The sequence below is a fragment of the Streptomyces sp. NPDC004134 genome, from assembly GCF_042874195.1.
Classification (GTDB): Bacteria; Actinomycetota; Actinomycetes; order Streptomycetales; family Streptomycetaceae; genus Streptomyces.
Window position 1 is genome coordinate 1 of the sequence record NZ_JBIAMS010000036.1, and the last position, 23,666, is coordinate 23,666.

16 protein-coding genes are annotated in these 23,666 nt (G+C 74.0%); 10 read left to right on the forward strand and 6 right to left on the reverse strand.

Annotated elements, in window-relative coordinates; translation table 11 throughout:
- Positions 1 to 446 precede the first annotated feature (446 nt).
- The 3 genes from ACFYVJ_RS32295 (at position 447) to sucB (ending at position 5,499) form a co-directional block, all read left to right on the forward strand.
- Positions 447 to 2,030, forward strand: a complete 1,584-nt coding sequence (locus ACFYVJ_RS32295) for a leucyl aminopeptidase (protein ID WP_388899212.1) — start codon at positions 447 to 449, stop codon at positions 2,028 to 2,030.
- Positions 2,031 to 2,218: 188 nt separating this feature from the next.
- Entirely contained in the window at positions 2,219 to 3,607 is a 1,389-nt protein-coding gene (gene lpdA, locus ACFYVJ_RS32300) for a dihydrolipoyl dehydrogenase (protein ID WP_388899214.1), read from the forward strand.
- 53 nt (positions 3,608 to 3,660) lie between these two features.
- Positions 3,661 to 5,499 carry a 2-oxoglutarate dehydrogenase, E2 component, dihydrolipoamide succinyltransferase gene (sucB, locus tag ACFYVJ_RS32305; protein WP_388899217.1) on the forward strand — a complete coding sequence of 613 codons (1,839 nt, stop codon included), beginning with the start codon at positions 3,661 to 3,663 and terminating at the stop codon, positions 5,497 to 5,499.
- A 111-nt stretch (positions 5,500 to 5,610) separates the two neighbouring features.
- Here sucB and ACFYVJ_RS32310 read toward each other — a convergent pair whose 3' ends face one another.
- Positions 5,611 to 9,519, reverse strand: coding sequence for a DNA-binding protein (locus ACFYVJ_RS32310; protein ID WP_388899219.1), 3,909 nt, complete (start codon positions 9,517 to 9,519; stop codon positions 5,611 to 5,613).
- Positions 9,520 to 9,755: 236 nt separating this feature from the next.
- Between ACFYVJ_RS32310 and ACFYVJ_RS32315 the strand changes: the two genes are divergently transcribed.
- From ACFYVJ_RS32315 to aceE, 4 genes are all read left to right on the forward strand, one after another.
- Positions 9,756 to 10,508, forward strand: a complete 753-nt coding sequence (locus ACFYVJ_RS32315; protein ID WP_388899357.1) for a hypothetical protein — start codon at positions 9,756 to 9,758, stop codon at positions 10,506 to 10,508.
- Positions 10,501 to 11,883, forward strand: a complete 1,383-nt coding sequence (locus ACFYVJ_RS32320; protein WP_388899221.1) for a copper amine oxidase — start codon at positions 10,501 to 10,503, stop codon at positions 11,881 to 11,883. Before ACFYVJ_RS32315 ends, ACFYVJ_RS32320 begins: the two co-directional genes overlap by 8 nt.
- A gap of 135 nt (positions 11,884 to 12,018) precedes the next feature.
- On the forward strand, positions 12,019 to 12,642 hold the full coding sequence (locus tag ACFYVJ_RS32325) for a GntR family transcriptional regulator (protein ID WP_388899224.1): 624 nt from the start codon (positions 12,019 to 12,021) through the stop codon (positions 12,640 to 12,642).
- A 466-nt stretch (positions 12,643 to 13,108) separates the two neighbouring features.
- Positions 13,109 to 15,835, forward strand: coding sequence for a pyruvate dehydrogenase (acetyl-transferring), homodimeric type (aceE, locus tag ACFYVJ_RS32330; RefSeq protein WP_388899227.1), 2,727 nt, complete (start codon positions 13,109 to 13,111; stop codon positions 15,833 to 15,835).
- A gap of 88 nt (positions 15,836 to 15,923) precedes the next feature.
- Here the strand turns inward: aceE and ACFYVJ_RS32335 are convergent, their stop codons facing one another.
- Positions 15,924 to 16,031 (reverse strand): methionine/alanine import family NSS transporter small subunit, encoded by a 108-nt coding sequence (locus ACFYVJ_RS32335; RefSeq protein WP_078563802.1) that lies wholly within the window; start codon positions 16,029 to 16,031, stop codon positions 15,924 to 15,926.
- Positions 16,031 to 17,578: a sodium-dependent transporter gene (locus ACFYVJ_RS32340; protein ID WP_388899230.1), complete on the reverse strand. Its 1,548-nt coding sequence runs from the start codon at positions 17,576 to 17,578 to the stop codon at positions 16,031 to 16,033. Before ACFYVJ_RS32340 ends, ACFYVJ_RS32335 begins: the two co-directional genes overlap by 1 nt.
- 66 nt (positions 17,579 to 17,644) lie before the next feature.
- On the opposite strand from ACFYVJ_RS32340, the gene ACFYVJ_RS32345 reads away from it, so the two are divergent.
- The gene (locus ACFYVJ_RS32345; protein ID WP_388899233.1) at positions 17,645 to 18,724 is read left to right on the forward strand and encodes a helix-turn-helix transcriptional regulator; all 1,080 of its coding nucleotides are present in this window, start codon (positions 17,645 to 17,647) and stop codon (positions 18,722 to 18,724) included.
- On the opposite strand, the gene ACFYVJ_RS32350 is transcribed toward ACFYVJ_RS32345, so the two are convergent.
- The 3 genes from ACFYVJ_RS32350 to ACFYVJ_RS32360 form a co-directional block, all read right to left on the reverse strand.
- A complete protein-coding gene (locus tag ACFYVJ_RS32350; RefSeq protein ID WP_388899236.1) occupies positions 18,706 to 19,671 on the reverse strand; it encodes an SDR family oxidoreductase in 966 nt (321 codons plus the stop codon). The two genes, ACFYVJ_RS32345 and ACFYVJ_RS32350, sit on opposite strands and share 19 nt — an antisense overlap.
- 90 nt (positions 19,672 to 19,761) lie before the next feature.
- A complete protein-coding gene (locus ACFYVJ_RS32355) occupies positions 19,762 to 20,283 on the reverse strand; it encodes a DUF4240 domain-containing protein (protein WP_388899359.1) in 522 nt (173 codons plus the stop codon).
- Between the two features lie 123 nt (positions 20,284 to 20,406).
- Complete coding sequence (locus tag ACFYVJ_RS32360) at positions 20,407 to 20,949, reverse strand: GNAT family N-acetyltransferase (protein ID WP_388899239.1); 543 nt, start codon at positions 20,947 to 20,949, stop codon at positions 20,407 to 20,409.
- A gap of 55 nt (positions 20,950 to 21,004) precedes the next feature.
- Between ACFYVJ_RS32360 and ACFYVJ_RS32365 the strand changes: the two genes are divergently transcribed.
- Both ACFYVJ_RS32365 and ACFYVJ_RS32370 read left to right on the forward strand, forming a co-directional pair.
- Entirely contained in the window at positions 21,005 to 21,898 is an 894-nt protein-coding gene (locus ACFYVJ_RS32365; RefSeq protein ID WP_388899242.1) for a TIGR01777 family oxidoreductase, read from the forward strand.
- A 286-nt stretch (positions 21,899 to 22,184) separates the two neighbouring features.
- Entirely contained in the window at positions 22,185 to 23,621 is a 1,437-nt protein-coding gene (locus ACFYVJ_RS32370; RefSeq protein ID WP_388899244.1) for an NAD(P)/FAD-dependent oxidoreductase, read from the forward strand.
- The last annotated feature ends 45 nt before the right edge of the window (positions 23,622 to 23,666 follow it).

The following is a 23,666-nucleotide window of genomic DNA, read 5'->3' on the forward strand; positions in this document are numbered from 1 at the left end:
ACAACTACAACCACCACCGATGCCACACCGCACTCGACGGCCAACCACCCATCACCCGCGTCAACAACGCTTCAGGGCAATACACCTAGGCCCTGTCCGGCACCGCCCGCCGCACCCGCGCCCCGTCCCCGCCGCCCGCCGCGCTTCCCAAGACCGCCGCGCGCACCCCCTGTTCACCGCCGTACCGCCCCCGGCGGGCACCCGGCGTCAACCTGCCGCCGTCCGCACTTCGGGCGAACGGCGGGGGCCGGCGCGGGATCCGCGCGGGAATCGGCGCCCGGCCCGCAGGCGCCCGCAGACCCGCCGTGGCGCCCCGCGGCGGGTCCCCGCCACCTGCCCGTACGCGGGGAAACCCGCCGTCAACCCGCCGCCCTGCACCGGCGCCGTACCGCATACGATGCCGCGTACACCCCCCGAAACCGCACCGAGAATGGATCACCACCACCGTGACTGCTCTGACTCTCAGTTCCTCGTCCGCCACCGGCCTGCGTGCGGACGCCGTCGTCGTGGGCGTGGCCAAGAGCCCCAAGGGGCCCGTGCCGGCCCCCGGCGCCGAGGCCGTCGACGAGGCGTACGGCGGGAAGCTGGGCGCCGTGCTGGAGGCCCTCGGGGCGTCCGGCGGCGAGGGCGAGATCACGAAGCTGCCCGCCCCCGACGGCCTCAAGGCACCCGTCGTCGTCGCCGTCGGCCTCGGCGCCGTACCCGAGAAGGGCACCGGCTACGACACGGAGACCCTGCGCCGCGCCGCGGGCAGCGCCGCCCGCGCGCTGGCCGGCGCGAAGAAGGCCGCGTTCGCGCTGCCGCTGGACGTCGCCGACGACACCGCCGCCGTGGCGGAGGGCGCGCTGCTGGGCGCGTACGCCTTCAACGCCTACCGCGACGGCGGCGCGGCCGCCGACGACAAGGACGACAAGGGTGCCAAGGGCACCAAGGCCGGCAAGGCCGCGAAGGGCAAGGCGAACGGCGGCGCCAAGGCGGCGCTCGGCGAGATCGCCCTCCTCGGCGGCAAGCGCGACAAGGCCCACCGCGCCGCCGTCGAGCGCGCCGTCGTCCTCGCCGACGAGGTCAACCGGGCCCGCGACCTGATCAACATCCCGTCCAACGACCTGGACCCCACCGGCTTCGCCGCCGCCGCCCAGCAGGCCGGCAAGGAGCACGGCTTCAAGGTCACGGTGACCGATGAGAAGGCGCTCGCCAAGGGTGGCTACGGCGGCCTGCTCGGCGTCGGCCAGGGCTCGCAGACCCCGCCCCGGCTGGTCCGCCTGGAGCACCGGCACCCGAAGGCCGAGCAGACGATCGCGCTGGTCGGCAAGGGCATCACGTACGACTCGGGCGGCATCTCGCTCAAGCCCGCGGGCCACAACGAGACGATGAAGTGCGACATGAGCGGCGCCGCCGCCGTGCTCGCCGCCGTCTCCGCGGCCGCCCGGCTGGAGCTGCCGGTGAACGTCACCGGCTGGCTGGCGCTCGCCGAGAACATGCCCTCCGGCTCCGCCACCCGCCCGGGCGACGTGCTGCGGATGTACAGCGGCAAGACCGTCGAGGTGCTGAACACCGACGCCGAGGGCCGGCTGGTCCTCGCCGACGCGCTGACGAAGGCGTCGGAGGAGAAGCCCGACTACATGATCGACGTGGCGACCCTCACCGGTGCCATGGTGCTGGCGCTGGGCAACCGCACCTTCGGGATCATGGCCAACGACGACGCCTTCAGGACCCGGATCCACGTCCTCGCCGAGGCGGCGGGCGAGCAGTCCTGGCCGATGCCGATGCCGCCGGAGCTGAAGAAGGGCATGGAGTCCCCGATCGCCGACATCGCCAACATGGGCGAGCGGATGGGCGGCGGGCTGGTGGCCGGGCTCTTCCTGGAGGAGTTCGTCGGCGACGGCATCACCTGGGCGCACCTGGACATCGCGGGCCCGGCCTTCAACACCTCGGGTCCTTTCGGCTACACCCCGAAGGGCGGCACCGGCTCCGCGGTCCGCACCCTGGTCGCGATCGCCGAGGAGGCGGCGCACGGCGACCTGGTCTGACGTGCACCGCAGCCCGCCGGTGACCGGTCCCGGGACCGGCGGGGTGCGGCCCGCGTCTCCGTCTTCCGTCGACAAGTGCGAAGATGGCTGGTGGCAGGACAGGGCCTCAGTAGTAGAGCGGCCGATAAGGAGCCGCCGCCCGGCCGCACCACGGCCGGCCACCGGCGCACATGCATGGAGGACGTGACGTGGCGAACGACGCCAGCACCGTTTTCGACCTGGTGATCCTCGGAGGCGGCAGCGGTGGCTATGCCGCCGCCCTGCGAGGCGCTCAGCTTGGTCTTGACGTCGCCCTGATCGAGAAGGACAAGGTGGGCGGCACCTGCCTGCACCGAGGATGCATCCCGACGAAGGCGCTGCTGCACGCCGGGGAGCTCGCCGACCAGGCGCGCGAAGGCGCATCCTTCGGGGTGAACACCTCGCTCGACGGCATCGACATGGCCGGCGTGCACAAGTACAAGGACGGCGTGGTCGCCGGCCTCTACAAGGGGCTCCAGGGACTCATCGCCTCCCGCAAGGTCACCGTCGTGGAGGGCGAGGGCCGGCTGTCCTCGCCGACCTCGGTGGACGTGAACGGCCAGCGGTACACCGGGCGGCACGTACTGCTCGCCACCGGTTCCTACTCGAAGTCCCTGCCGGGCCTGGAGATCGACGGCAACCGCATCATCGCCTCCGAGCACGCGCTGACCCTGGACCGGGTGCCGAAGTCGGCGATCGTGCTGGGCGGCGGCGTCATCGGCGTGGAGTTCGCCTCCGCGTGGAAGTCCTTCGGCGCCGACGTGACGATCATCGAGGGCCTCAAGCACCTGGTGCCGGCCGAGGACGAGAACAGCTCCAAGCTGCTGGAGCGGGCCTTCCGCAAGCGCGGCATCAAGTTCAACCTGGGCACCTTCTTCGAGAAGGCGGAGTACACCCAGGACGGCGTCAAGGTCACCCTCGCCGACGGCAAGGAGTTCGAGGCCGAGCTGCTGCTGGTCGCGGTCGGCCGCGGCCCGGTGTCGCAGGGCCTGGGCTACGAGGAGCAGGGCGTGGCCATGGACCGCGGCTTCGTCCTGACGGACCCGTACAAGCGCACCAACGTGCCCACGATCTCCGCCGTCGGCGACCTGACCCCGGTCCTCCAGCTCGCGCACGTCGGCTTCGGCGAGGGCATCCTCATCGCGGAGCGGCTGGCCGGGCTCGACGTGGTGCCGATCGACTACGACGGCGTGCCGCGGGTGACGTACTGCCACCCCGAGGTCGCGTCCGTGGGCATCACGGAGGAGAAGGCCAAGGAGAAGTACGGTGCCGACAAGGTCGTGGCGCTGAAGTACAACCTGGGGGGCAACGGCAAGAGCAAGATCCTCAAGACCTCGGGCGAGATCAAGCTCGTCCAGGTCAAGGACGGCCCCGTGGTCGGCGTGCACATGGTCGGCGACCGCATGGGCGAGCAGGTCGGCGAGGCGCAGCTCATCTACAACTGGGAGGCGCTGCCGGCCGAGGTGGCCCAGCTCGTCCACGCACACCCGACGCAGAACGAAGCGCTCGGCGAGGCCCATCTGGCGCTGGCCGGCAAGCCGCTCCACGCTCACGACTGAGCCACGGACACACGCCCACCATCCCCCAAAGATCGTTAGGAGCAACCGAAACCATGGCGGTTTCCGTAACCCTGCCGGCGCTCGGTGAGAGCGTCACCGAGGGCACCGTCACGCGCTGGCTCAAGGCCGAGGGCGAGAGCGTCGAGGCCGACGAGCCGTTGCTCGAGGTCTCCACCGACAAGGTCGACACCGAGATCCCCTCCCCCGCCGCCGGAGTGCTGTCCTCCATCAAGGTGGCCGAGGACGAGACCGTCGAGATCGGCGCTGAACTGGCCGTGATCGACGACGGCACCGGCGGTGCCGCGGCGGCGCCCGCGCCGGCCGCGGCGCAGGCCGCGGCCCCCCCGGCCCCGCCCGCCGCACCGGCCCAGGAGCCCGCCCCGGCTCCGGCGCAGGCTCAGGCTCCGGCTCCGGTCGAGGCCCCGCCCGCGCCCGCGGCGCCCCAGCAGCCCGCGCCCGCACAGGCCGGGGGTGCCCAGGGCACCGACGTCACGCTGCCCGAGCTGGGCGAGTCGGTCACGGAGGGCACCGTGACCCGCTGGCTGAAGCAGGTCGGCGAGCAGGTCGAGGCCGACGAGCCGCTGCTGGAGATCTCCACCGACAAGGTCGACACCGAGATCCCCTCCCCGGCGTCCGGCACGCTGCTGGAGATCGTGGTCCAGGAGGACGAGACGGCGGAGGTCGGCGCGAAGCTGGCGGTCATCGGCAGCGGCGCGGCCGCTCCGGCGGCTGCCGCGCCCGCCGCCCCGGCCCCGGCTCCGGCTCCTGCGCCCGCACCCGCCGCCGCGGCGCCCGCCCCGGCCGCGGCACCCGCCGCTCCGCCGGCTCCGGCTCCCGCGCCGGCACAGCCGGCCCCGCCCGCGCCGCCGGCGCAGCCCGCTCCGGCGCCCACCCCGGCGCCGGCCGCTCCGGCTCCCGCCGCCGCGGCTCCGGCGCCCGTACCCGCCGCCGAGGGCGCGTACGTCACCCCCCTGGTGCGCAAGCTCGCCGCCGAGTCCGGCGTCGACCTGGCCACCGTCAAGGGCTCCGGCGTCGGCGGCCGGATCCGCAAGCAGGACGTCGTCGCCGCCGCCGAGCAGGCCGCCCGCGCCGCCGCCTCCGCCCCGGCCGCCGCCACCGCGGCGCCCTCGGCGGGCCGGCCCGCGGCGCCCGTGCTGGAGGCGTCGCCGCTGCGCGGCCAGACCGTGAAGATGCCGCGCATCCGCAAGCTCATCGGCGACAACATGATGCGCGCCCTGCACGAGCAGGCCCAGTTGTCCACCGTGGTCGAGGTGGACGTCACCCGCATCATGCGGATGCGGGCCCGGGCCAAGGACGCGTTCGCCCAGCGCGAGGGCGTGAAGCTCTCGCCGATGCCGTTCTTCGTCAAGGCCGCCGTCCAGGCGCTGAAGGCCCACCCGGTCGTCAACGCCCGTATCAACGAGGACGAGGGCACGATCAGCTACTTCGACACCGAGAACGTCGGTATCGCGGTGGACACGGAGAAGGGCCTGATGACCCCGGTCATCAAGGGCGCGGGCGACCTCAACATCGCCGGCATCGCCAGGAAGACGGCGGAGCTGGCGGACAAGGTCCGCAGCAACAAGATCACCCCGGACGAGGTGTCCGGCGCGACCTTCACCATCAGCAACACCGGCTCGCGCGGCGCGCTGTTCGACACGATCATCGTGCCGCCGAACCAGGTCGCCATCCTGGGCCTCGGCGCCACCGTCAAGCGTCCGACGGTCGTCGACCACCCGGAGCTGGGCGAGACGATCGCCGTGCGGCACATGACGTATCTGACGCTCTCCTACGACCACCGCCTGGTGGACGGCGCCGACGCCGCCCGCTACCTGGGGGCGGTCAAGGGCCTGCTGGAGGCGGGCGAGTTCGAGAGCGAGATCGGCCTGTGAGGCGAGCGCTCCGGTAGTTCCGTACGCACCGGCCGCGCCCCCGTTCCGAGCAGCAGCCCGGGCGGGGGCGCGGTCGTGTTCCCGGTGGGTGGGGGCCTGGGCCGAGCCGGCTCAGCAGGTGTCCCGGTACGGCGTCCCCGGCAGGTACGCCTCCCAGTCCGCCCGTGACAGACCGCCGCCCGCGCGGGCGCACACCGCCTGCCGCGCCCGCTCCGGATCCGCCGGGTAGGCGCGCGGCGCGGTGTGCCGCCCGACCGCGTAGATCTCGCTGCCGTCGGGGCTGAAGGAGACCGCCAGCAGCTCGTCTCCCGCGGTCGGCAGATTGCCGCCCAGCGACTGGTTCGACGCGGTGTCCCACAGCCGCAGCGTCCCCGAGTGCCCCGCGACCGCCAGCGTCCGCCCGTCCGGCGAGAACGCCAGCGCCGTCGCCGGCTCCGCCGCACCCGTCTGCATCCCCCGGTACGTACCGGGCAGGACCCCGAGGCGGCGCCGGCCCTCGCCGTCCCACAGCGTGATGCGGCCGGAGTCGTCGCCCGCGGCGAGGAAGCGCCCGTCCGGGCTGAACTCCACGGAGCGCACCCCGTCCTGCGCCAGCGGCCGCGGCGTCACCCGCCCCCCGCGCAGCGCGACGAGCTGGTCGTCGCCCGTGGCGAGCAGCCTGCCGCCGGGGTGCAGGGCCAGCGGATCGCCGCCGGTGTCGCGCAGCCGCCGCACGCGCTCGCCGCGCGAGACGTCCCACACCTCCAGGGACTCCCGGTCGGGTATCCGGGAGAGGATCAGCTTGCCGCCCGCCCCGTACGCCAGGCTGTCGAGCGGGTTGGCCCGCGCCGGGTCCGGCGTGACGACCAGCGTCCGTACGATCCGGCCCTTCGCCGTGTCCCACACGTGCACCCGCTCCGGCTCGTCGCCCAGCACGCTCGGCAGCGCGTACGCCAGCCGCCGGCCGTCCGGGCTGAACGCCATCAGCGGAATGCAGAAGTCCGCGACCGGATCCAGCCCCTCCGGCACCCGGCAGGGCAGCGGGGGCGGCGTCTGCGGCGTCCGGCCGCCGCGCATGTCGCGTACCTCGAAGACGCCGCGCGCCCCCGAGCGGCGGGCGGTGACCAGCTTGCCGCCGTCCGGGCTGAACGCCGCGCCCTCCAGCCGCCGTTCGTGCCAGCCGGCGCCCGCGATGCCGTCCAGCCGCACGGTACGGACGACGTGCCCGGACAGGCCGCTGAGATACCGCAGCTCCCTGTTGCCCGGCGTCACCCGCAGCTCCGTCGCGTACTCGCTGACCAGCGGATGGCGCAGCACCGGCGCCGAGGCGTCGGCGGTGCGCCACACGATCAGCTCGTCCGGGCCCACGGCGGCGACCAGCGAGCCGTCCCTGCTGAACTCGATCTCCGACAGCCCCTCGCGCTCCACCTCCAGCCGCTTCCGCCCCGTGGCCACGTCCAGCACGCGGAAGCCGGAGTCGTTCATCACGACGATCCCGCGGCTGTCGGGCGTGAACTCCAGCGCCGTCGTGTCGGCGCCGCAGGCGTCGCGGGCGGCGGGGTACGCGCGCAGCACGCGCTGCCGCGCGCCCGTGTGCCACACCTCGGGCACGCCGCTGTCCGGGCACACGACGACGAGCCGGTCGTCGGGGCTGACGTGGCTGAACCAGCCGGTGTCGCCGGTGACCGCCTCATAGGAGAAGAGCTTCTTGCGGCTGCCGACGTCGTAGAGCGCGAGACGCGTCCGCTCGCCGTCGAAGGACCAGGTGTTCGACACGTACGTCCGGCCGCTGGGCCCGAACCAGCCCGTCGAGCCGGGGATTTCGCCGCGGCGGCCGGGGCGCAGCCGCACGCCGCCGTCGTCGTCGGCGACGGCGAGGGTGCGGCCGTCGGGCGAGACGTCGAAGTCGGACTCGTCGACGGGGTGGCCGAGGCCGGGCCCCGAGTCGAGCCGGCGGTGGGTGGCGACGTCCCAGCGCTCGGTACGGTCCTTGCCGACGCTGGTGACGGTGCGGCCGTCGGCGCTGAGGAAGCGCTGCGCGCGCGGCTCGCCGTCCTGGGGGAGCGCGAACGAGTCGGACTCGCGCTGGTGCAGCGCGCCGAGCAGGGCGCCGCGGGTCTCCGGGGTGTCGGCGAGCCGCCAGGCGGCGACGCTGAGCTGCATGGCCCGTACGGGATCGGTGAACCGCAGGCTCCCGGCGACGGCGGCGACGCGGCGGGCCTCGGCGCGGCGGTGCTCGGCGTCGGCGGCGCGGTCCTGCTGCCAGGCGAACGAGCCGGCGACCAGGGCGAGGACGACCAGCGCGACCAGCGTGGTGAGCAGGCCGCGGAACCGGCGCCGCTCCCGGCCGCGGGCGGCCCGGCTGGCGGCGAGGAACGCGGCCTCGCCGCCGGTCAGCTCCTGCGGCCGGTCCGCGAACAACTCCTCGGCCTGCGCGAGCCGGCTGCCCCGGTACAGCGCCCCGGGATCGCGGTCCAGCTCCTCCCAGCCGTGGGCTGCCTCGGTGAGCCGGCGCAGGGCGCGCATGCGCTCGCGGTCCTCCTCGATCCAGCCGCGCAGGCGGGGCCAGGCGGTGAGGAGGGCTTCGTGGGCGAGGTCGACGATGTCGTCGTCGAGGGTCAGCAGCCGGGCCTCGACCAGCCGTTCGAGCACGTACCCGACGTCGGCGGCGGCATCGTCCCGGGCGGGGCGGTGGTCGGCGCGGGGGGCGGGGTCGGTGCCGGGGTGAGCCGTGCCGGGGTCGGCGCGCGTATCCCGCCCGCTCCCGCCGGGGGCACCCGCGTGCGCCGCTATCTCCGCCAGCTCCGACCGCGGTGCCGGGCGGCGGGTGTCCTGGGAACCCTCGCCCGGCGAGACCAGGCGGAGCAGTGCCCGGCGGGCGACCTGCCGCTGCGGCGGCGTCAGCTCTCCGTAGACCCGCTCCGCCGTCCGCGCGATGGCGCCGCGGACGCCTCCCGCCGCCTCGTACGCCTCCTCCGTCAGCGACCGGCCGCGCCGCCGGTGCCACGTCTCCAGCAGGACGTGCGACATCAGCGGGAGCGCGCCGGGTTCGCCGTCGACGTCCTTGAGGATGCGCGCCGTCAGGGCGCGTTCGACGATCAGGCCCTCCGCCGCCGCGGGCTTGACCACCGCCTCGCGCAGCTCCGCGGGCGACATCGGGCCGACGAGCAACTGGGCGTCGCGCAGCGCCTCGGTGAGCGCGCGGTGCTCGGCGCAGCGGCCGTAGAAGTCGGCCCGTACGGCGATGACCACCCGCAGGCGGCGCGCCGGGTCGCGGGCGGCGAGGAGGCGGTCGAGGAAGGCGGCGCGCTCCCCGGGGTCCTGGCAGAGGGTGAAGACCTCCTCGAACTGGTCGACGAGGAGGTACGTGTCCCCCTCGCCCGGCGCCGCGTCGAGCACGTCCGCGTGCGCACGCGCGGGGTGCTCGCCGGGCGTGAGGATCCGCAGCGCGGCGGGCGGCGGACAGGCCGGCTCCCGGCCGCCCCCGTCCGGCTCCCCCGGCGTCTGCTCTCCGTGCTCGGCCTCCTCCGCGTCCTCGCCGTCCCGTCCCCGTACGCCCCCCGACTGCAGCGCCGGTACGAGCCCCGCGCGCAGCAGCGACGACTTCCCGCTCCCCGACGGGCCGAAGACCGCCGCGAAGCGGCGGGCGCGGACCAGCTCCACGAGGTCCGCCGTGAGCCGGTCGCGGCCGAAGAACCGGTCGCGGTCGCCCGGTTCGAAGCGCGCCAGGCCCCGGTACGGCGGCGCCGTGTCGCCGTACCGGAGCGGCTGCTCCGCGTCCTCCGCCGCCGCCTGCCGCCAGCGCCACTCCCACTCGCCGCGGTCGCCGCCGCAGGCTTCGGCGTACGCCAGCGCCACCGGCAGCGACGGCAGCCGGTCGCCGGCGGCGGCCTGCGACAGCGCCGTCACCGAGTACGGCCCGCGCGCGGCGAGCTGCCGGTAGGTCGGTCCCCCTGCTTCGGCCCGCAGCTTGCGCAGCTCGTACGCGAAACGCTGGACCGGGCCCGCGGACGGATCCACGGGCTTCTCGCGCCGCCCCATGGGCGGACCCCCCTTGCTGCCCTGCTCCCCTGCTCCCCCGGGTCGCTCCCCACGATAAACCGCGCCGCCGGCGCCGTACGACGGCCCTCGGGGATTGTTCAGAAGGGCCGAAACGGGGTGCTGAACAACGATCCTGCCGATCTAATCGGTCCAGACCGAACAATATGAAGGGACTTCCCATGAGCACTTCGGGGGGAGGCCGCCGCCGCATGCGACAGCGCATCGTATGGGGGGCGTTGACGGCCGTCGCGGGCACCGCGGCCGCCGTCGTCGTGGCCCTGCCGCTCGGCGCGGCGGGCGACGACCGACAGGACGGGGATCCGGGGGTGGCCGCATCGTCCCCGGCACCCGGCGCGCTGGGGACGCCGGGCACCGGGGGACCGGGCACCGCTCCGCTGCCGAGCGAGAAGACGGGCACCGGCAGCGACCCGCTGACGCCGGACGAGGAGCAGCGCGCCGAGGAGCTGGCGCTCGCCGGGGACCGGCCGCTGCGTACGGAGAGCGAGGGGGTCAGGGGCCGCGAGGGCGTGCCGCAGCTCGTCAACACCGACCTCGCCGACTCCTCGGTGACCGCCGGCGACGACCGGATCGCCGACGTGTACTTCTACGACTACGCGCGGGACACGCTCGTCCAGAAGAGCGTCAACCTCAGCAGCAACGAGGTCGTGGACACCGTCGAGTCCACCGGCGCGCAGCCCCCGCCGGCCGCGCCGGAGGCGGAGGCCGCCGCCGACCTGCTGGTGGACAGCCCCGCCGGGGCCGGACTGCGGCAGGACTACAAGGCGGCGACCGGCAAGGAGCTGACCGGCGCCGGGCAGTTGCAGGTCCAGGGGATGACGTACGAGGCGCGGCCGGGCGACTCCGGCGGCCTGGAAAAGTGCGGCGAGCACCGCTGCGTGCGGCTCTTCACCCGGGTCAAGGACGGCCCGTGGATCGACACCCGCGACTTCGTCATCGACCTGAGCGAGCGGAAGGTGCACCATGCGTAACCCCACGACCCACGGGCCACAAGCGCCGGACGCCGGCTCCGGCGCACCCGCCGGCCGGCGCGGGGGCGCGTTCTGGCGCCGCCCCTCGACCTGGCGCGGGGGCGCCGTCGCCGCCCTGGTCCTGCTGCTCCCGGCCGCCGGGCCCGCGGCGCTGCCCACGGCCGGCGCCGCGACGCCGAAGGCGCCGCAGGCGGCGGCGCCGGACTGCAGCGAGGAGTACCGGATCACGCACAAGCTGCCCAACGGCACCGAGTGGCAGATGTGTTACCGGAACAACGACTACGCGGGCCTGGTCCTGGAGGACATCTCGTACAAGCCGAAGGGCGCCAACAACGCCGTCCCGGTGCTCAACAGCGCCCGGCTGGGCCAGATACACGTGCCGTACGACGACGGCGGCATCGAGTACTACGACGTCACCGACATCTCGCTCGGCACGTCGCCCGTGTCGCTGAAGGAGAAGGACTGCCCCGGCGGCACCCGCCGCCCGGTGAAGGTCGGCGGCGAGGCGTACGACGCGGTGTGCGTCACCCAGCAGCCGCGCGGCTTCGCGCACTTCGGCAACAGCTTCGACGTCGGCGAGGAGAACGGCCGCAACGACAGCGCGCAGGGCGACGACCTCGTCGTCTACACGATCCACTCGGCGGGGTACTACTACTACATCACCCAGTGGAACTTCTCCGACGACGGCACCATCACCGCCAAGGAGGGCGCCACCGGCAACCTCTCCCCCGGTGACTTCGACGCCTCGGACAAGCAGGGCTGGCCGATCGGCAAGGAGTCGCGCGACCGCGCGACCAGCCACCAGCACAACATCTTCTGGCGGCTGGACTTCCAGACGGACAGTGCCCGCCCGGCGAAGATCCAGCAGTACGACACGGACCGCAGCGGCACCGGCGAGGGCGGCTACCCGGCCCAGGAGACGACCCGCAAGAACGTCACCAAGGAGACGTCGGGCAACTCCGACCAGCACCGCTGGTGGCGCGTGAGCGGCACGGCGGGCAAGAACGGCGACGGGCACACCCGGTCCTGGGAGCTGGTGCACAACAACAGCGCGCGCTACACGGGGCGCAAGTTCACCAGCAAGGACGTGTACTTCACGCAGTACAAGAAGTGCGAGAAGTTCCCGAACCACAACCGGCGGTGGGACTCCAACTGCTCGAAGGACATCGTCGCCGCCACCAACGGCGAGCAGCTCAAGCACCCGATCGTCTGGGTGAACGTCGGCTTCCACCACATCGCCCGCGACGAGGACCAGACGCCGATGCCGGTGCACTGGCAGGGCTTCCAGCTCTCGCCGCGCGACGTGACGGACATGAGCCCGCTCACGCCCGACCGGCTGCGCAAGCCGCAGTACAACGGTGATCCCTTCGACTGAGCGAGGGCACCTCGCGCGCTGACGCACGCTGACGCGCACCTCCGCGGCGTCCCCGTCCGGCTCCGGTCCGGGCGGGGGCGCCGTATTCTCGTCTGCACCCCCTGCGCGTATGTGTGAGCACCCGAGGAGATGCCGATGCCCCCTACCGTCGTCCACCCGTCGCTGCGCGAGCAGATCCGCGAGCACATCGTGGAGGGCGTCGTCAGCGGCCGGTGGAAGCCGGGCGAGCGGATCGTGGAGCGGCGGATCGCGGTCGAGCTGGAGGTCAGCCAGACGCCGGTGCGCGAGGCGCTGCGCGAGCTGGAGAGCATGCGGCTGATCGAGTCGGCGCCGAACAAGGGCGTACGGGTCCGCGACCTGACGGCGGCGGATCTGGAGGAGATCTATCCGGTACGGGCCGGCCTGGAGCAGATCGCGGCGGAGCTGGCGGCGCCGCGGCTGGCCACGGACGTCTCGGCGCTGGAGCCGCACGTGGCGGCGCTGCGGGAGGCGGACGCGAAGGGCGACGGCGGGTCGCAGGTCAGGCACACGGTGGCGTTCCACCGGGAGCTGGTACGGGCGTCGGGGAACAGCGTGCTGCTGCACACGTGGGAGTCGCTGGGGATCGAGATCTACACGTCGCTGGCGATCCGCTGGCTGGGCACGCGCCAGCAGTCGTACGCGGAGGAGCACGCGGACATCGTCGAAGCCTTCCGCCGCCGCGACCCGGCAATCGCAGAACTGGTCAAATCCCACGTCCTGGGCTGCGCCCCCGCATAACCGCCCCCCGCCCGACCCCGGGGGCGCCACCCTCTCCCGGGGCCCCGCCACGGCCCCGGGGACTGCACCCCGACCCCCGGGTGCCGTACCCCGACCACGACGGGGCTCCGCCCCCAGCCCCAGTCGGTGGCTCCGCCCGCACCCCCTCGGTGCCACGCACCGACCCCCGGGTTCTGCACGCCGACCGCGACGGGGCTCCGCCCCCTGCCCCAGCCCGTGGCTCCGCCCGCACCCCCGGTGGCACGCACCGAACACGACCGGTCGCCAAGCCCCCGAGCCCCCGGCGCTCTGCTCAGCCCGTACGAGCCGCCGCCCGCGCCGGAGGCGACCCGCGCCGGCCGCAGGCACCGCGTGCACGGCGGGATGGCACGGCATGCCTACTTTTTGGTTTCGGAAGTATTTTGCCGTCCAACCTTTGATCGATCATCGATCGGAGACTTACAGTTCGGTCGAGGAGGTAGTTGCCATGCAGAGTCAGCTCGACCAGCTCCCCGACCGCGACCCGCAGGAGACCGCCGAGTGGCGGGAGTCCCTGGACGCGGTGGTGCGGCACGCCGGGCCCGACCGGGCCGCGCAGGTGCTGCGCCGTACCGTCGCGCACGCCGGGGATGCCGGTCTGGACGTGCCCGCGTTGCTGGAGACGCCGTACGTCAACACCATCCCCACCGCCGCCGAGCCCGAGCTGCCCGGTGACCCCGGGCTGGAGCGGCGCATCGCCGCGTGGAACCGCTGGAACGCCGCCGCGATGGTGACCCGCGGGTCCCGGTTCGGGCTCGGGGGGCACATCGCCACCTTCGCCTCCGCGGCCTGGCTCTACGAGACCGGCTTCAACCACTTCTTCCGCGGCAAGGACGACCCCCGCGCCCCCGGCTCCGGCGACCAGCTCTACATCCAGGGCCACGCCTCCCCCGGCATCTACGCCCGCGCCTTCCTCGACGGCCGGCTCACCGAGGCCCACCTCGACCGGTTCCGCCAGGAGGCCGCGCCCGGCGCCGTCGAGGGGCTGCCCTCGTACCCGCACCCGCGGCGGCTGCCGTGGCTGTGGGAGTTCCCGACGGTCTCCATGGGCCTCGGCCCGATCTCCGCGATCTACCAGGCGCGGTTCAACCGCTACCTCGCCAACCGCGGCATCAAGGACACCTCCGCCAGCCACGTGTGGGCCTTCCTCGGCGACGGCGAGATGGACGAGCCCGAGTCGACCGCCGCGCTCGCCCTCGCCGCCCGCGAGCAGCTCGACAACCTCACCTTCGTCATCAACTGCAACCTCCAGCGCCTCGACGGCCCCGTACGCGCCAACTTCAAGGTCGTACAGGAGCTGGAGGCCCAGTTCCGCGGCGCCGGCTGGAACGTCGTCAAGTCGCTGTGGGGCTCCGCCTGGGACGAGCTGCTCGCGCTCGACACCACCGGCGCGCTCGCCCGCCGGCTGCGGGCCGTGCCGGACGCGCAGTTCCAGACGTACGCCACCCGCGACGCCGCGTACATCCGCGAGCACTTCTTCGGCGCCGAGCCCGCGCTCGCCGAGCTGGCGAAGCTGCTGAGCGACGACAAGATCCTCGACTGCTTCCGCCTCTCCCGCGGCGGCCACGAGCCGCGGAAGGTCTACGCCGCGTACCGTGCCGCCGTCGCGCACGAGGGCGCGCCGACCGTGATCCTGGCGCAGACCGTCAAGGGCCACACCCTCGGCAAGGGCTTCGAGTCGCGCAACGCCAACCACCAGATGAAGAAGCTGACCGGCGCCGAGTTCCGCGACATGCGGGACCTGCTGGAGCTGCCCATCCCGGACAGCGCGCTGGACGGCGACCTCGTGCCGTACGCGCACCCCGGCCCCGACTCCCCCGAGGTGCGCTACCTCCAGGAGCGCCGCGCAGCCCTCGGCGGCCCCGCGCCGGCCCGCCGGGTGCACCCGGTGGCGCTGCCGGAGCCGTCGGCGAAGCCGTTCGACGCGCTCGCGAAGGGCTCGGGCAGCCAGGAGATCGCGACGACCATGGCGTTCGTCCGCCTGGTCAAGGACCTCATGCGGGACAAGGAGACCGGCCGCCGCTGGGTGCCGGTGGTGCCGGACGAGGCCCGTACGTTCGGCATGGAATCGCTCTTCCCGAGCGCCGGGATCTACTCCCCGCGCGGGCAGGGCTACGACCCCGTCGACCGCGACCAGCTCCTCTACTACAAGGAGGCGGCGAACGGGCAGATCCTCAACGAGGGCATCACGGAGGCCGGTTCGCTGGCGTCCTTCACGGCCGCGGCCACGTCGTACGCGACGCACGGCGAGCCGATGATCCCCTTCTACATCTTCTACGCGATGTTCGGCTTCCAGCGCACCGGCGACCAGTTCTGGGCGCTCGCCGACCAGTTGGGCCGCGGCTTCGTCATCGGCGCCACCGCAGGACGCACCACCATGACCGGCGAGGGCCTCCAGCACGCCGACGGCCACTCCCCGCTGCTCGCCTCCACCAACCCCGCGGCGCTGATCTACGACCCGGCGTTCGCGTACGAGGTGGCGGTCATCGTCAAGGACGGGCTGCGCCGCATGTACGGGGAGGCAGCCCCCGGCGAGGACCCGGACGTCTTCTACTACCTCACCGTCTACAACGAGCCGAAGGTCCAGCCCCCGATGCCCGCGGGCGTCGAGGAGGGCATCGTCCGCGGCCTCTACCGCTACCGGACCGCCGACTCCCCCGCCGGCTCCCCCGCCGGCTCCACTGCCGGCTCCACTGCCGAGGCCACCGAGGACGCCCCGCGCGCCCAGGTGCTCGCCTCCGGCACCGCCATCCACTGGGCGCTCGACGCCCAGCGACTGCTCGCCGAGGACTGGGGTGTCGCGGCCGACGTCTGGTCCGCCACCTCCTGGAGCGAGCTGCGCCGTGACGCCCTGTCCTGTGACGCGGCGCAGCTTCGCGGCGAGGACCGGGTCCCCTACGTCACCCGTGCTCTGGAAGGCGCACCGGGCCCGGTTCTCGCCGTCAGCGACTGGATGCGGCAGGTGCCCGACCAGATCGCGCAGTGGGTCCCGCAGGAGTACACCTCGCTGGGCACGGACGGCTTCGGCCTCTCCGACACCCGCGAGGCGGCCCGCCGGCATTTCGGGGTCGACCCGGAGTCGATCGTCGTGGCGGTGCTGGACCGGCTCGCGCGGCGGGGCGAGGTGAAGAAGGAGACGGTCGCCGCGGCGGCGGCGAAGTACGGGCTGGCCTGAGGCCGCCCGGGCGCTGCGGCGTACGACGTACGGGCCCGGTCTGCGGGGATGCAGGCCGGGCCCGTGCCGGCCGCGCGTCCTTACCGGCCTAGTCCGGCTGGTCCGGGAAGCTGCGCAGCTTCAGCAGCGCCGCGACCAGGCCGCCCCAGACGATCACGATCGCGACGACAAGCATGACGATGGCGCTCGCCGACATCAGGTGCCCTCCTTCACCGGTTCCGGGTCCTCCACGGGCCGTGCCTCCGGCGCCCGGCCACCGATGTCGCCGTGGTGCCGCCACGGGATCAGCGCGGCCAGCACGCCGACGAGCAGCGCACCCGCGGCGACGCCCCAGCCGGCCCAGCCGAGGAACGAGCCGGGGTAGCCGCCGTAGTTCTCGTCCAGCTCGGTGCGCAGGCTGTCGACCATCATCCAGCCGAGCACCAGCGGCGTGACGACCCCCAGGCATATCAGCCACACCCGCCCCATCCGCACCGCGGACGTGGCGTTGGCGTCCCGCTGGAGCAGCGGCAGCCGGCGCAGCACCCAGGCCACGACGACGACCGACACCAGGCCGGCGAGCACGATGCCGTACTGGTTGATGAAGTGGTCGGCGGCGTCGAGCAGCGTGAGCCCGCCGTCGTTGGCGAACGCCAGCACGGACACCGCGGTGAGCACGCCGCCGACGATCGCGACGGCCGCCCTGCGGGACAGGCCCGTACGGTCCTCGACCGCGGCGACCTGCACCTGCACGATGCTCACCAGCGAGGTCAGGCCGGCGATCACCAGCGACAGGAAGAACATCACGCCGAAGAACGCGCCCCCCGGCATGCTGGAGATGATCGCCGGGAACGCCACGAAGGCCAGCCCGACGCCCGAGGTCGCCAGCTCGTTCACGCCCACGCCCTGCTGCGCTGCCATGAAGCCGAGCACCGAGAACACGCCGATGCCGGCCAGAATCTCGAACGAGCTGTTGGCGAAGCCGGCGACGAGCGCGGAGCCGGACAGGTCCGACTTGCGGCCCAGGTACGAGGCGTACGTGATCATGATGCCGAAGCCGATGGACAGCGAGAAGAAGATCTGCCCGTACGCGGCGACCCACACGCTGCCCTCGCCCAGCGCCCCCCAGTCCGGCTTGAAGAGGGCGTCCAGGCCCTCGCCGGCGCCGTCCAGGGTGACCGCGCGGACCACGAGGATGCCGAAGAAGACCAGCAGTGCCGGGATGAAGACGCGGTTGGCCCACTCGATGCCGCGGCGCACGCCGAGCCAGAGGATGACGAGTGTGACCAGCCACACCCCGAGCAGCGGCCACATCACGCCGGGCACGAAGGTGGAGACGGTGCCCGGTTCGCCGGACTTGAGGAAGTCCTCGGCGAAGAAGGCGTTGGGGTCGTCGCCCCACGACTCGTCGATCGAGAAGCCGACGTAGCGGACGGCCCAGGCCAGGATCACCGCGTAGTACGCGGAGATCACGAAGCAGATCGCCACCTGCCACCAGCCGATGGCCTCGGCGGGGCGGGCGAGCTGGCGGTAGGCGCCGGGCGGGGAGGAGCGGTAGCGGCGGCCGATGACGTATTCCATGATCAGGAGCGGGAGTCCCGCCGTCAGCAGGGCCACGAGATACGGCAGAAGGAAGGCGCCGCCGCCGTTGTCGTAGGCGACGTAGGGAAAGCGCCAGATATTGCCGAGACCGACCGCGGATCCGATCGCGGCGAAGAGGAAGCCTGCCCGGTTTCCCCAACGCTCACGAGGCTCGTTGGACATATGAAACTCTCATGTTCTTTGGTGCAGTACCGAAGGACGGTATCAGGGCGCTGCATGATGGCTGGCATGCGTGCCGCCCGTCTGATCCACCTGGTCCTGCTGCTCCAGTCCCGTCCGTCCATGACCGCCGCCGAGCTGGCGGAGCGGCTGGAGGTCTCCGAGCGGACGGTCGCCCGGGACGTGCAGGCGCTCGGGGAGGCGGGGGTGCCGGTCTACGCCGACCGCGGGCGGACCGGCGGCTACCGGCTCGTCGGCGGCTACCGCACCCGGCTCACGGGGCTCGGCCGCACGGAGGCGGAGGCGCTGTTCCTGTCCGGGGTGCCGGGCGCGCTGCGGGACATGGGGCTGGCCGACGCGGGGTCCGCGGCGCGGCTGAAGGTGTCGGCGGCGCTGCTGCCGGAGCTGCGCGGCGCCCCGGAGAGCGCGGCGCAGCGGTTCCACCTCGACGCACCGGGGTGGTGGCGGGAGCCGGACGCGCCGGAGCTGCTGCCGGCGGTGGCGGAGGCGGTGTGGGCGGACCGGACGCTGGCGGTGACGTACCGGCGGCGGCCGGGGGCGGAGGCGGTGGAGCGGGAGGTGGAGCCGTACGGGCTGGTGCTGAAGGCGGGCGTCTGGTACCTGGTCGCGCGGGTGCCGGAGGCGGGTGGCGCGTACCGGGTCTACCGCGTGGAGCGCTTCGAGCGGGCCTCGGCCGTCGGTGGCGGGGCGGGGGGCGCCGAGGGCCGAGCGGAGGCAGTCGGCGGCGGGGCGGGGGCCATCGGTGGCGGGGCGGGGGCCATCGGTGGCGGGGCGGGCTTCGAGCGGGACGAGGAGTTCGACCTGCCCGGCTTCTGGGCGGAGCGGGCCGCGGCGTTCGCCCGGTCGATCCTGCGGGACGAGGTGACGCTGCGGCTCTCCCCCGACGGCCTGCGGCGGCTGCCGCACGTCACGGACCGGCTCGCCGCCGAGGACGCCGTGGCCGGGGCCGGCGAGCCCGACGAGCGGGGCTGGACGGCCGTCCGGCTGCGGGTGGAGTCCGCGGACGTCGCGTACACCCAGCTCCTCGCCCTCGGGCCGGACGCGGAGCTGCTGGGGCCGCCGGAGCTGCGCGCGCGGTTCGCGGCGGCGGCGGCCCGCAGCGCCGAGCTCTACGGGCGCAGCCGGTAGCCCTCCGGGTCGCCGGGGTCCTCGCCGGCCATGACGCGCTGGAAGTAGGGCCAACTGTCCGGCACCGTGCCGTCGGTGTCGGTGAACCCGTACTCCTTGGCGACCTGCCCGCTGTACAGCGACGCGCCGTTCCAGCGCGCCTTGTCCGGGTCCGCCGCCAGGGCCGCCACCGCACGGCCGACGAGGACGGGGGTCTCGGAGAGCGCGAAGTGCTTGTCCTTGGCGATCGCGTCGCGCCAGTTCTCCTCGGTCACCCCGAAGTGGTCGAGCATCTGCTCGGAGCGCAGGAAGCCGGGGGTGAGGGAGAGGGCGGTGGCGCCGGCGTCCTTCAGCTCGTGGCTGAGGCCGAAGGCCATCCGGATCGGGGCGTTCTTGGTCAGGTCGTAGAAGAACGCCTCGCGGTACGGCTTGTTGGCCTCCGCGGTGCCGTCGGTGATCTCGACCACGAGACCGCCGCCGGTGCGCAGCAGCAGCGGCAGCGCGCAGTGGCTGGTGATGATGTGGGTCTTGACGCCGAGTTCCAGCATCCTGAGGCCGCGGTCGAGGTCGGTCTCCCACATCTTCTTGTCGAACTCGACGAGGTGCTCCCCGCCCCAGATGTCGTTCACCAGCACGTCGAGCCGGCCGTGGTCGCGCTCGATGCGGGCGACCAGGTCCCGTACCTGACCGGCTTCGAGGTGGTCGACGCGAACCCAGACGCCCTCGCCGCCGGCGGCGGTGGCCAGCTCGGCGGTCTCCTCGATGGTCTCGGTGGTGCGGCCGACCTCGCTGACGTGCTGCCGGGTCGTACGGCCGGTGGCGTACACGGTGGCGCCCATGGCGCCCAGGGCCACGGCCATGGCCCGGCCCGCGCCCCGCGTGGCGCCCGCGACCAGGGCGACCTTCCCGCGCAGGGGCTTGTCCGCGGTGTGGGGTACGGGCTTGTCTCGGTTCTGCTCTTCGCTCATGCGGACCACCGTGGCAGCGAATCCGGACACCTTCTGTCTGGTTTTCCGGCCGGTCCTGCGGGTCGGTCCCGCCGGCCGGTCACGCGCAGGTCAGTCCTCGCGGTACAGCGCCCACAGCTTCGGGTACCGGCGCGCGAGCACCCCGACGTCCTCGAAGTCGATCGCCTCTCCCACCGGCTCCGCCGGGCCCTCGGGCAGCCCCAGCTCCGGCAGCTTCAGCCCGGTCAGCCGCTCGTACGCCTCGTCCGCCACGTACGCCAGGTCCTCCGCCTCGCCGTCCGCCTCCTCGTCGAAGTCCTCCAGCAGGTCCGCGAGGTCGTCCGGCTCGTGCAGCGCCCCCTCGAAGACCGTCCGGCCCTGGCCGACGAGCCAGCCGCGGAAGGAGTCGAAGGCGTCGTCGCTGACCCCGTCGAGCAGCACCCACGCGGCACCCCACAGGTCCATGCGGTACGCGCGGTTCATCCGCGACTCGAAATGGCAGGCGAAGTCGGTCACGGCGTCGGGTTCTAGGCCGGTGAGCCGGTCCACGAGCAGGTCCGCCTGCTCCGCGGGGTCGCCCTCGGCGGCCTCGCGGGTGGCGTCGATCAGCTCCCAGAACTCCGACTCCTCCATCACGGAACCAGCATCGGCCCTCCGCCGCGTGCACGCACGCGGAGCGACGGAATCGGGAGGCCCGGAAGGGCCGGCGCGGGGCGGGGGCGGGGCTCGTACCGGATCGTCGTGGGGGCGCGCGGGTCAGAGAAGCGTGCGCCCCATCAGGACGTCGTCCACGTACGTGCCGTCCAGCAGGAACTCCTCCGGCAGCACCCCCTCCACCGCGAACCCCTCCGACTCGTACAGCCGCCGCGCGGGTGCGTTGTGCCCCAGGACGCGCAGCGTCAGCCGCCGCGCACCGGCCGCGCGGGCGTGCTCCGCGCCCGCCCGCAGCAGCGCCCGCGCGACGCCCGCGCCGCGCGCCTCGGGGACGACGACGAGGCCCTGGATCTGGCGTACGTGCCCGTTGACCGCCAGGGACGTCGGACGGACGACGCAGATGTAGCCGACGACGCGGGCGGGCGCGGCGCGGGTCGCGCCGGGCAGCTCGCCGACGAGGTAGTCGTCGGGGTTGTGACGCTCGTCGAAGAACGGTGCGCCGGCGTCGGGCGGCGCCGTCACCGCGTGCATATGCGACCAGGTCGCGGCGTCGAGCTGGCGGAGCAGATCCCCGTCGGCGGCGCTCGCGGGACGTATGCGCAGCTCGCCGCCGCCGACCGCCCCGCCGCCGTGCGCGTCAATCATGCGCTCACTGTGGCACGTGCTGCCGGGGCACGGCACATGAGGGCAGGATGGGCCCATGCGCATCGCGGTCTCCGGCTCCTCCGGACTCATCGGCTCCGCCCTCGTCGGCTCGCTGCGAGCCGACCGGCACGACGTCCTGCGGCTGGTGCGGCGGGAGGCGAGCGCGCCGGACGAGGTGCGGTGGGATCCCGGGAAGGGGTACGTCGACGCCGGCCGGCTCGACGGCTGCGACGCCGTCGTGCACCTCGCCGGCGCCGGCATCGCCGACCGGCGCTGGACCGAGAGCTACAAGCGGGTGCTGCGCGACAGCCGGGTGCTGGGCACCGCGGCCGTGGCCGACGCCGTCGCCTCCCTCGACCGGCCGCCGTCCGTCTTCGTCTGCGGCACCGCGATCGGCATCTACGGCGACACGGGCGACCGCCGCGTCGACGAGACCGCACCGCCGGGGCGGGGCTTCCTCGCCGACCTGTGCCAGGAGTGGGAGGCGGCGACGAACGCGGCGGAGGAGGCGGGGATCCGTACGGTCCACGCGCGTACGGGGCTGGTGGTCTCCCGCAAGGGCGGCGCGTGGGGACGGCTGTTCCCGATCTTCCGCGCGGGTCTGGGCGGGCGGCTCGGCAACGGGCGGCAGTACTGGAGCTTCATCGCCCTGCACGACCACATCGCGGCGCTGCGCCACCTCATCGACACGGAGTCGCTCGCCGGGCCGGTGAACCTCACGGGCCCGGAGCCGCTGACCAACCGCGAGGTGACGGCGGCGATGGGGCGGGTGCTGCACCGGCCGACACCGTTCCCGGTGCCGGCGGCGGCGCTGCGGGCGGCGCTCGGCGGGTTCGCGGAGGACGTGATCGGCAGCCAGCGGGTGGTGCCGCGGAAGCTGCTCGACTCGGGGTTCGCGTTCGCGTTCCCGGAGATCGATGAGGCGCTGCGGGCGGCCCTGCGGGGCTGAGGGCGCGGGGGCCGACGGGGATCCGGCCGGGGGCCCGGCCCGGGTTTGCCGGAGGCTGGGCAAGGGCTCGGCGAGGGCGCTGCGGGGGCGGCATCGCGGCTGGTTGCGCCGGGTGTGCGTCAGTGCACTTGTGGTGCGCACCTGGCCGGCGTCACCATCCGGCCTATCGTCATCGGAACGCGTCCACGGGGGAACGCGGATACGGCCATGCCCAGTTGGGCATCAAACAGGCGTCCGGCGGCATGAGAGAGCGCGCGCCGCGGACGCACAACCCCGGGAGGCACCCGTGCCCCATGCCGCAGGAAGCACGGACCCCGTCGACGTCGTCGTCGTAGGCGCAGGACTCGCCGGTCTCTCCGCGGCCCAGCACCTGGTCGGAGCGGGCCTCGACGTGACCGTGGTGGAGGCGGACGAGCAGGTCGGCGGGCGGATGACCACCGACCACGTCGACGGATTCCGGCTGGACCGCTCGCTGCAGTTGCTCAACACCTCGTACCCGGAACTGCGTCGCCTGCCGGGGCTCGTGGAAGTGCCGCTGTGCCCGCTCGACGGGGACGTGGTGGTCTGCGCGGGCGGGCGGCGGCAGCGTATCGGCGGATCGAGGAGCACGGGGGGCGCGTTCACGACGGCAAGCGCGTTCGCCAGCGCCGCGCGTGCGCCCCGGGGCGCCGTCATCGACCAGACGTGGCTCGCCACGGCGCTGGCCCGGCTGGCGACCGTACCCACGGGGCGGCTGCTGGCCCGGCCGGAGCGGCGGGCCGCGGACGCGCTGGCGGCGCGCGGGCTCCCGCCGCGGATGGCGGCGGGATTCCTGCGGCCGCTGCTGGTGGCGCTGCTCAACGACCCGGCGCTGACGACGTCGAGCCGCTCGGCGGACCTGGCGCTGCGGGCGTTCGCGCGGGGGCGGCTGTGCCTGCCGGCGGGCGGGGCGGGGACGGTGCCGCGGAAGCTGGCGGCGGCGCTGCCGCGCGGGACGGTGCGGACGGGGGTACGGGCGGTGTCGGTGTCGACGACCGCGGTGCGGACGGAGGGGCACGGGGTGCTGCGGTGCCGGTCGGTGCTGGTGGCCACGGGCGCGCGGGCGGCGGCGGGGCTGCTGCCGGGGCTGCGGCTGCCGGGATTCCACCCGGTGACCGTGCTGCACCACAGCGCCCCGGTGGAGTCGGTGCCGGGCGGGAACGGGCCGGCGGTGGGGGAGGCCGGTGCGGACGGTGTGCCGGCGGGTGACGGCGAGGCGCGTCAGGCGGGGGTACGGGGCCCGGTCCCGGGCGGCGTGCGGCAGGCGGCGCTGCTGGTGGACGCGGAGGGGGCGCGGGGTCCTGTGTCGCACACGGCGGTGGTCAGCGGCGCGGACTCGTCACGGGCACCGCGAGGGCGGGCGCTGGTCAGCTCGGTGGTGCTGGGGGAGGACGCGGGCCGTCCCGCGCGGGTGCTGGACAAGTCGGCGCGGCGGCAGTTGAGCGAGCTGTACGGGACGTCGGCGTTCGACTGGGAGCTGGTGGGAGCGCACCACGACCCGGAGGCGATACCGGCGATGCCGGCACCGCACGACCTGCGCCGGCCGGTGCGGGTGCTGTGCGGCCTCTACGTCTGCGGCGACCACCGCGACACGAGCACCCCTCAAGGCGCCCTGCACTCGGGCCGCCGCGCCGCCCGGGCCCTCCTCCGCGACTTCGGCCTCACCCCGGCAACTGCCACGACGGCCGTCCCGGCAGTCGCCTAGCAGGAACGGTTCTCCACCCCGGATCGGCACCCGCCCCCGAGAGCA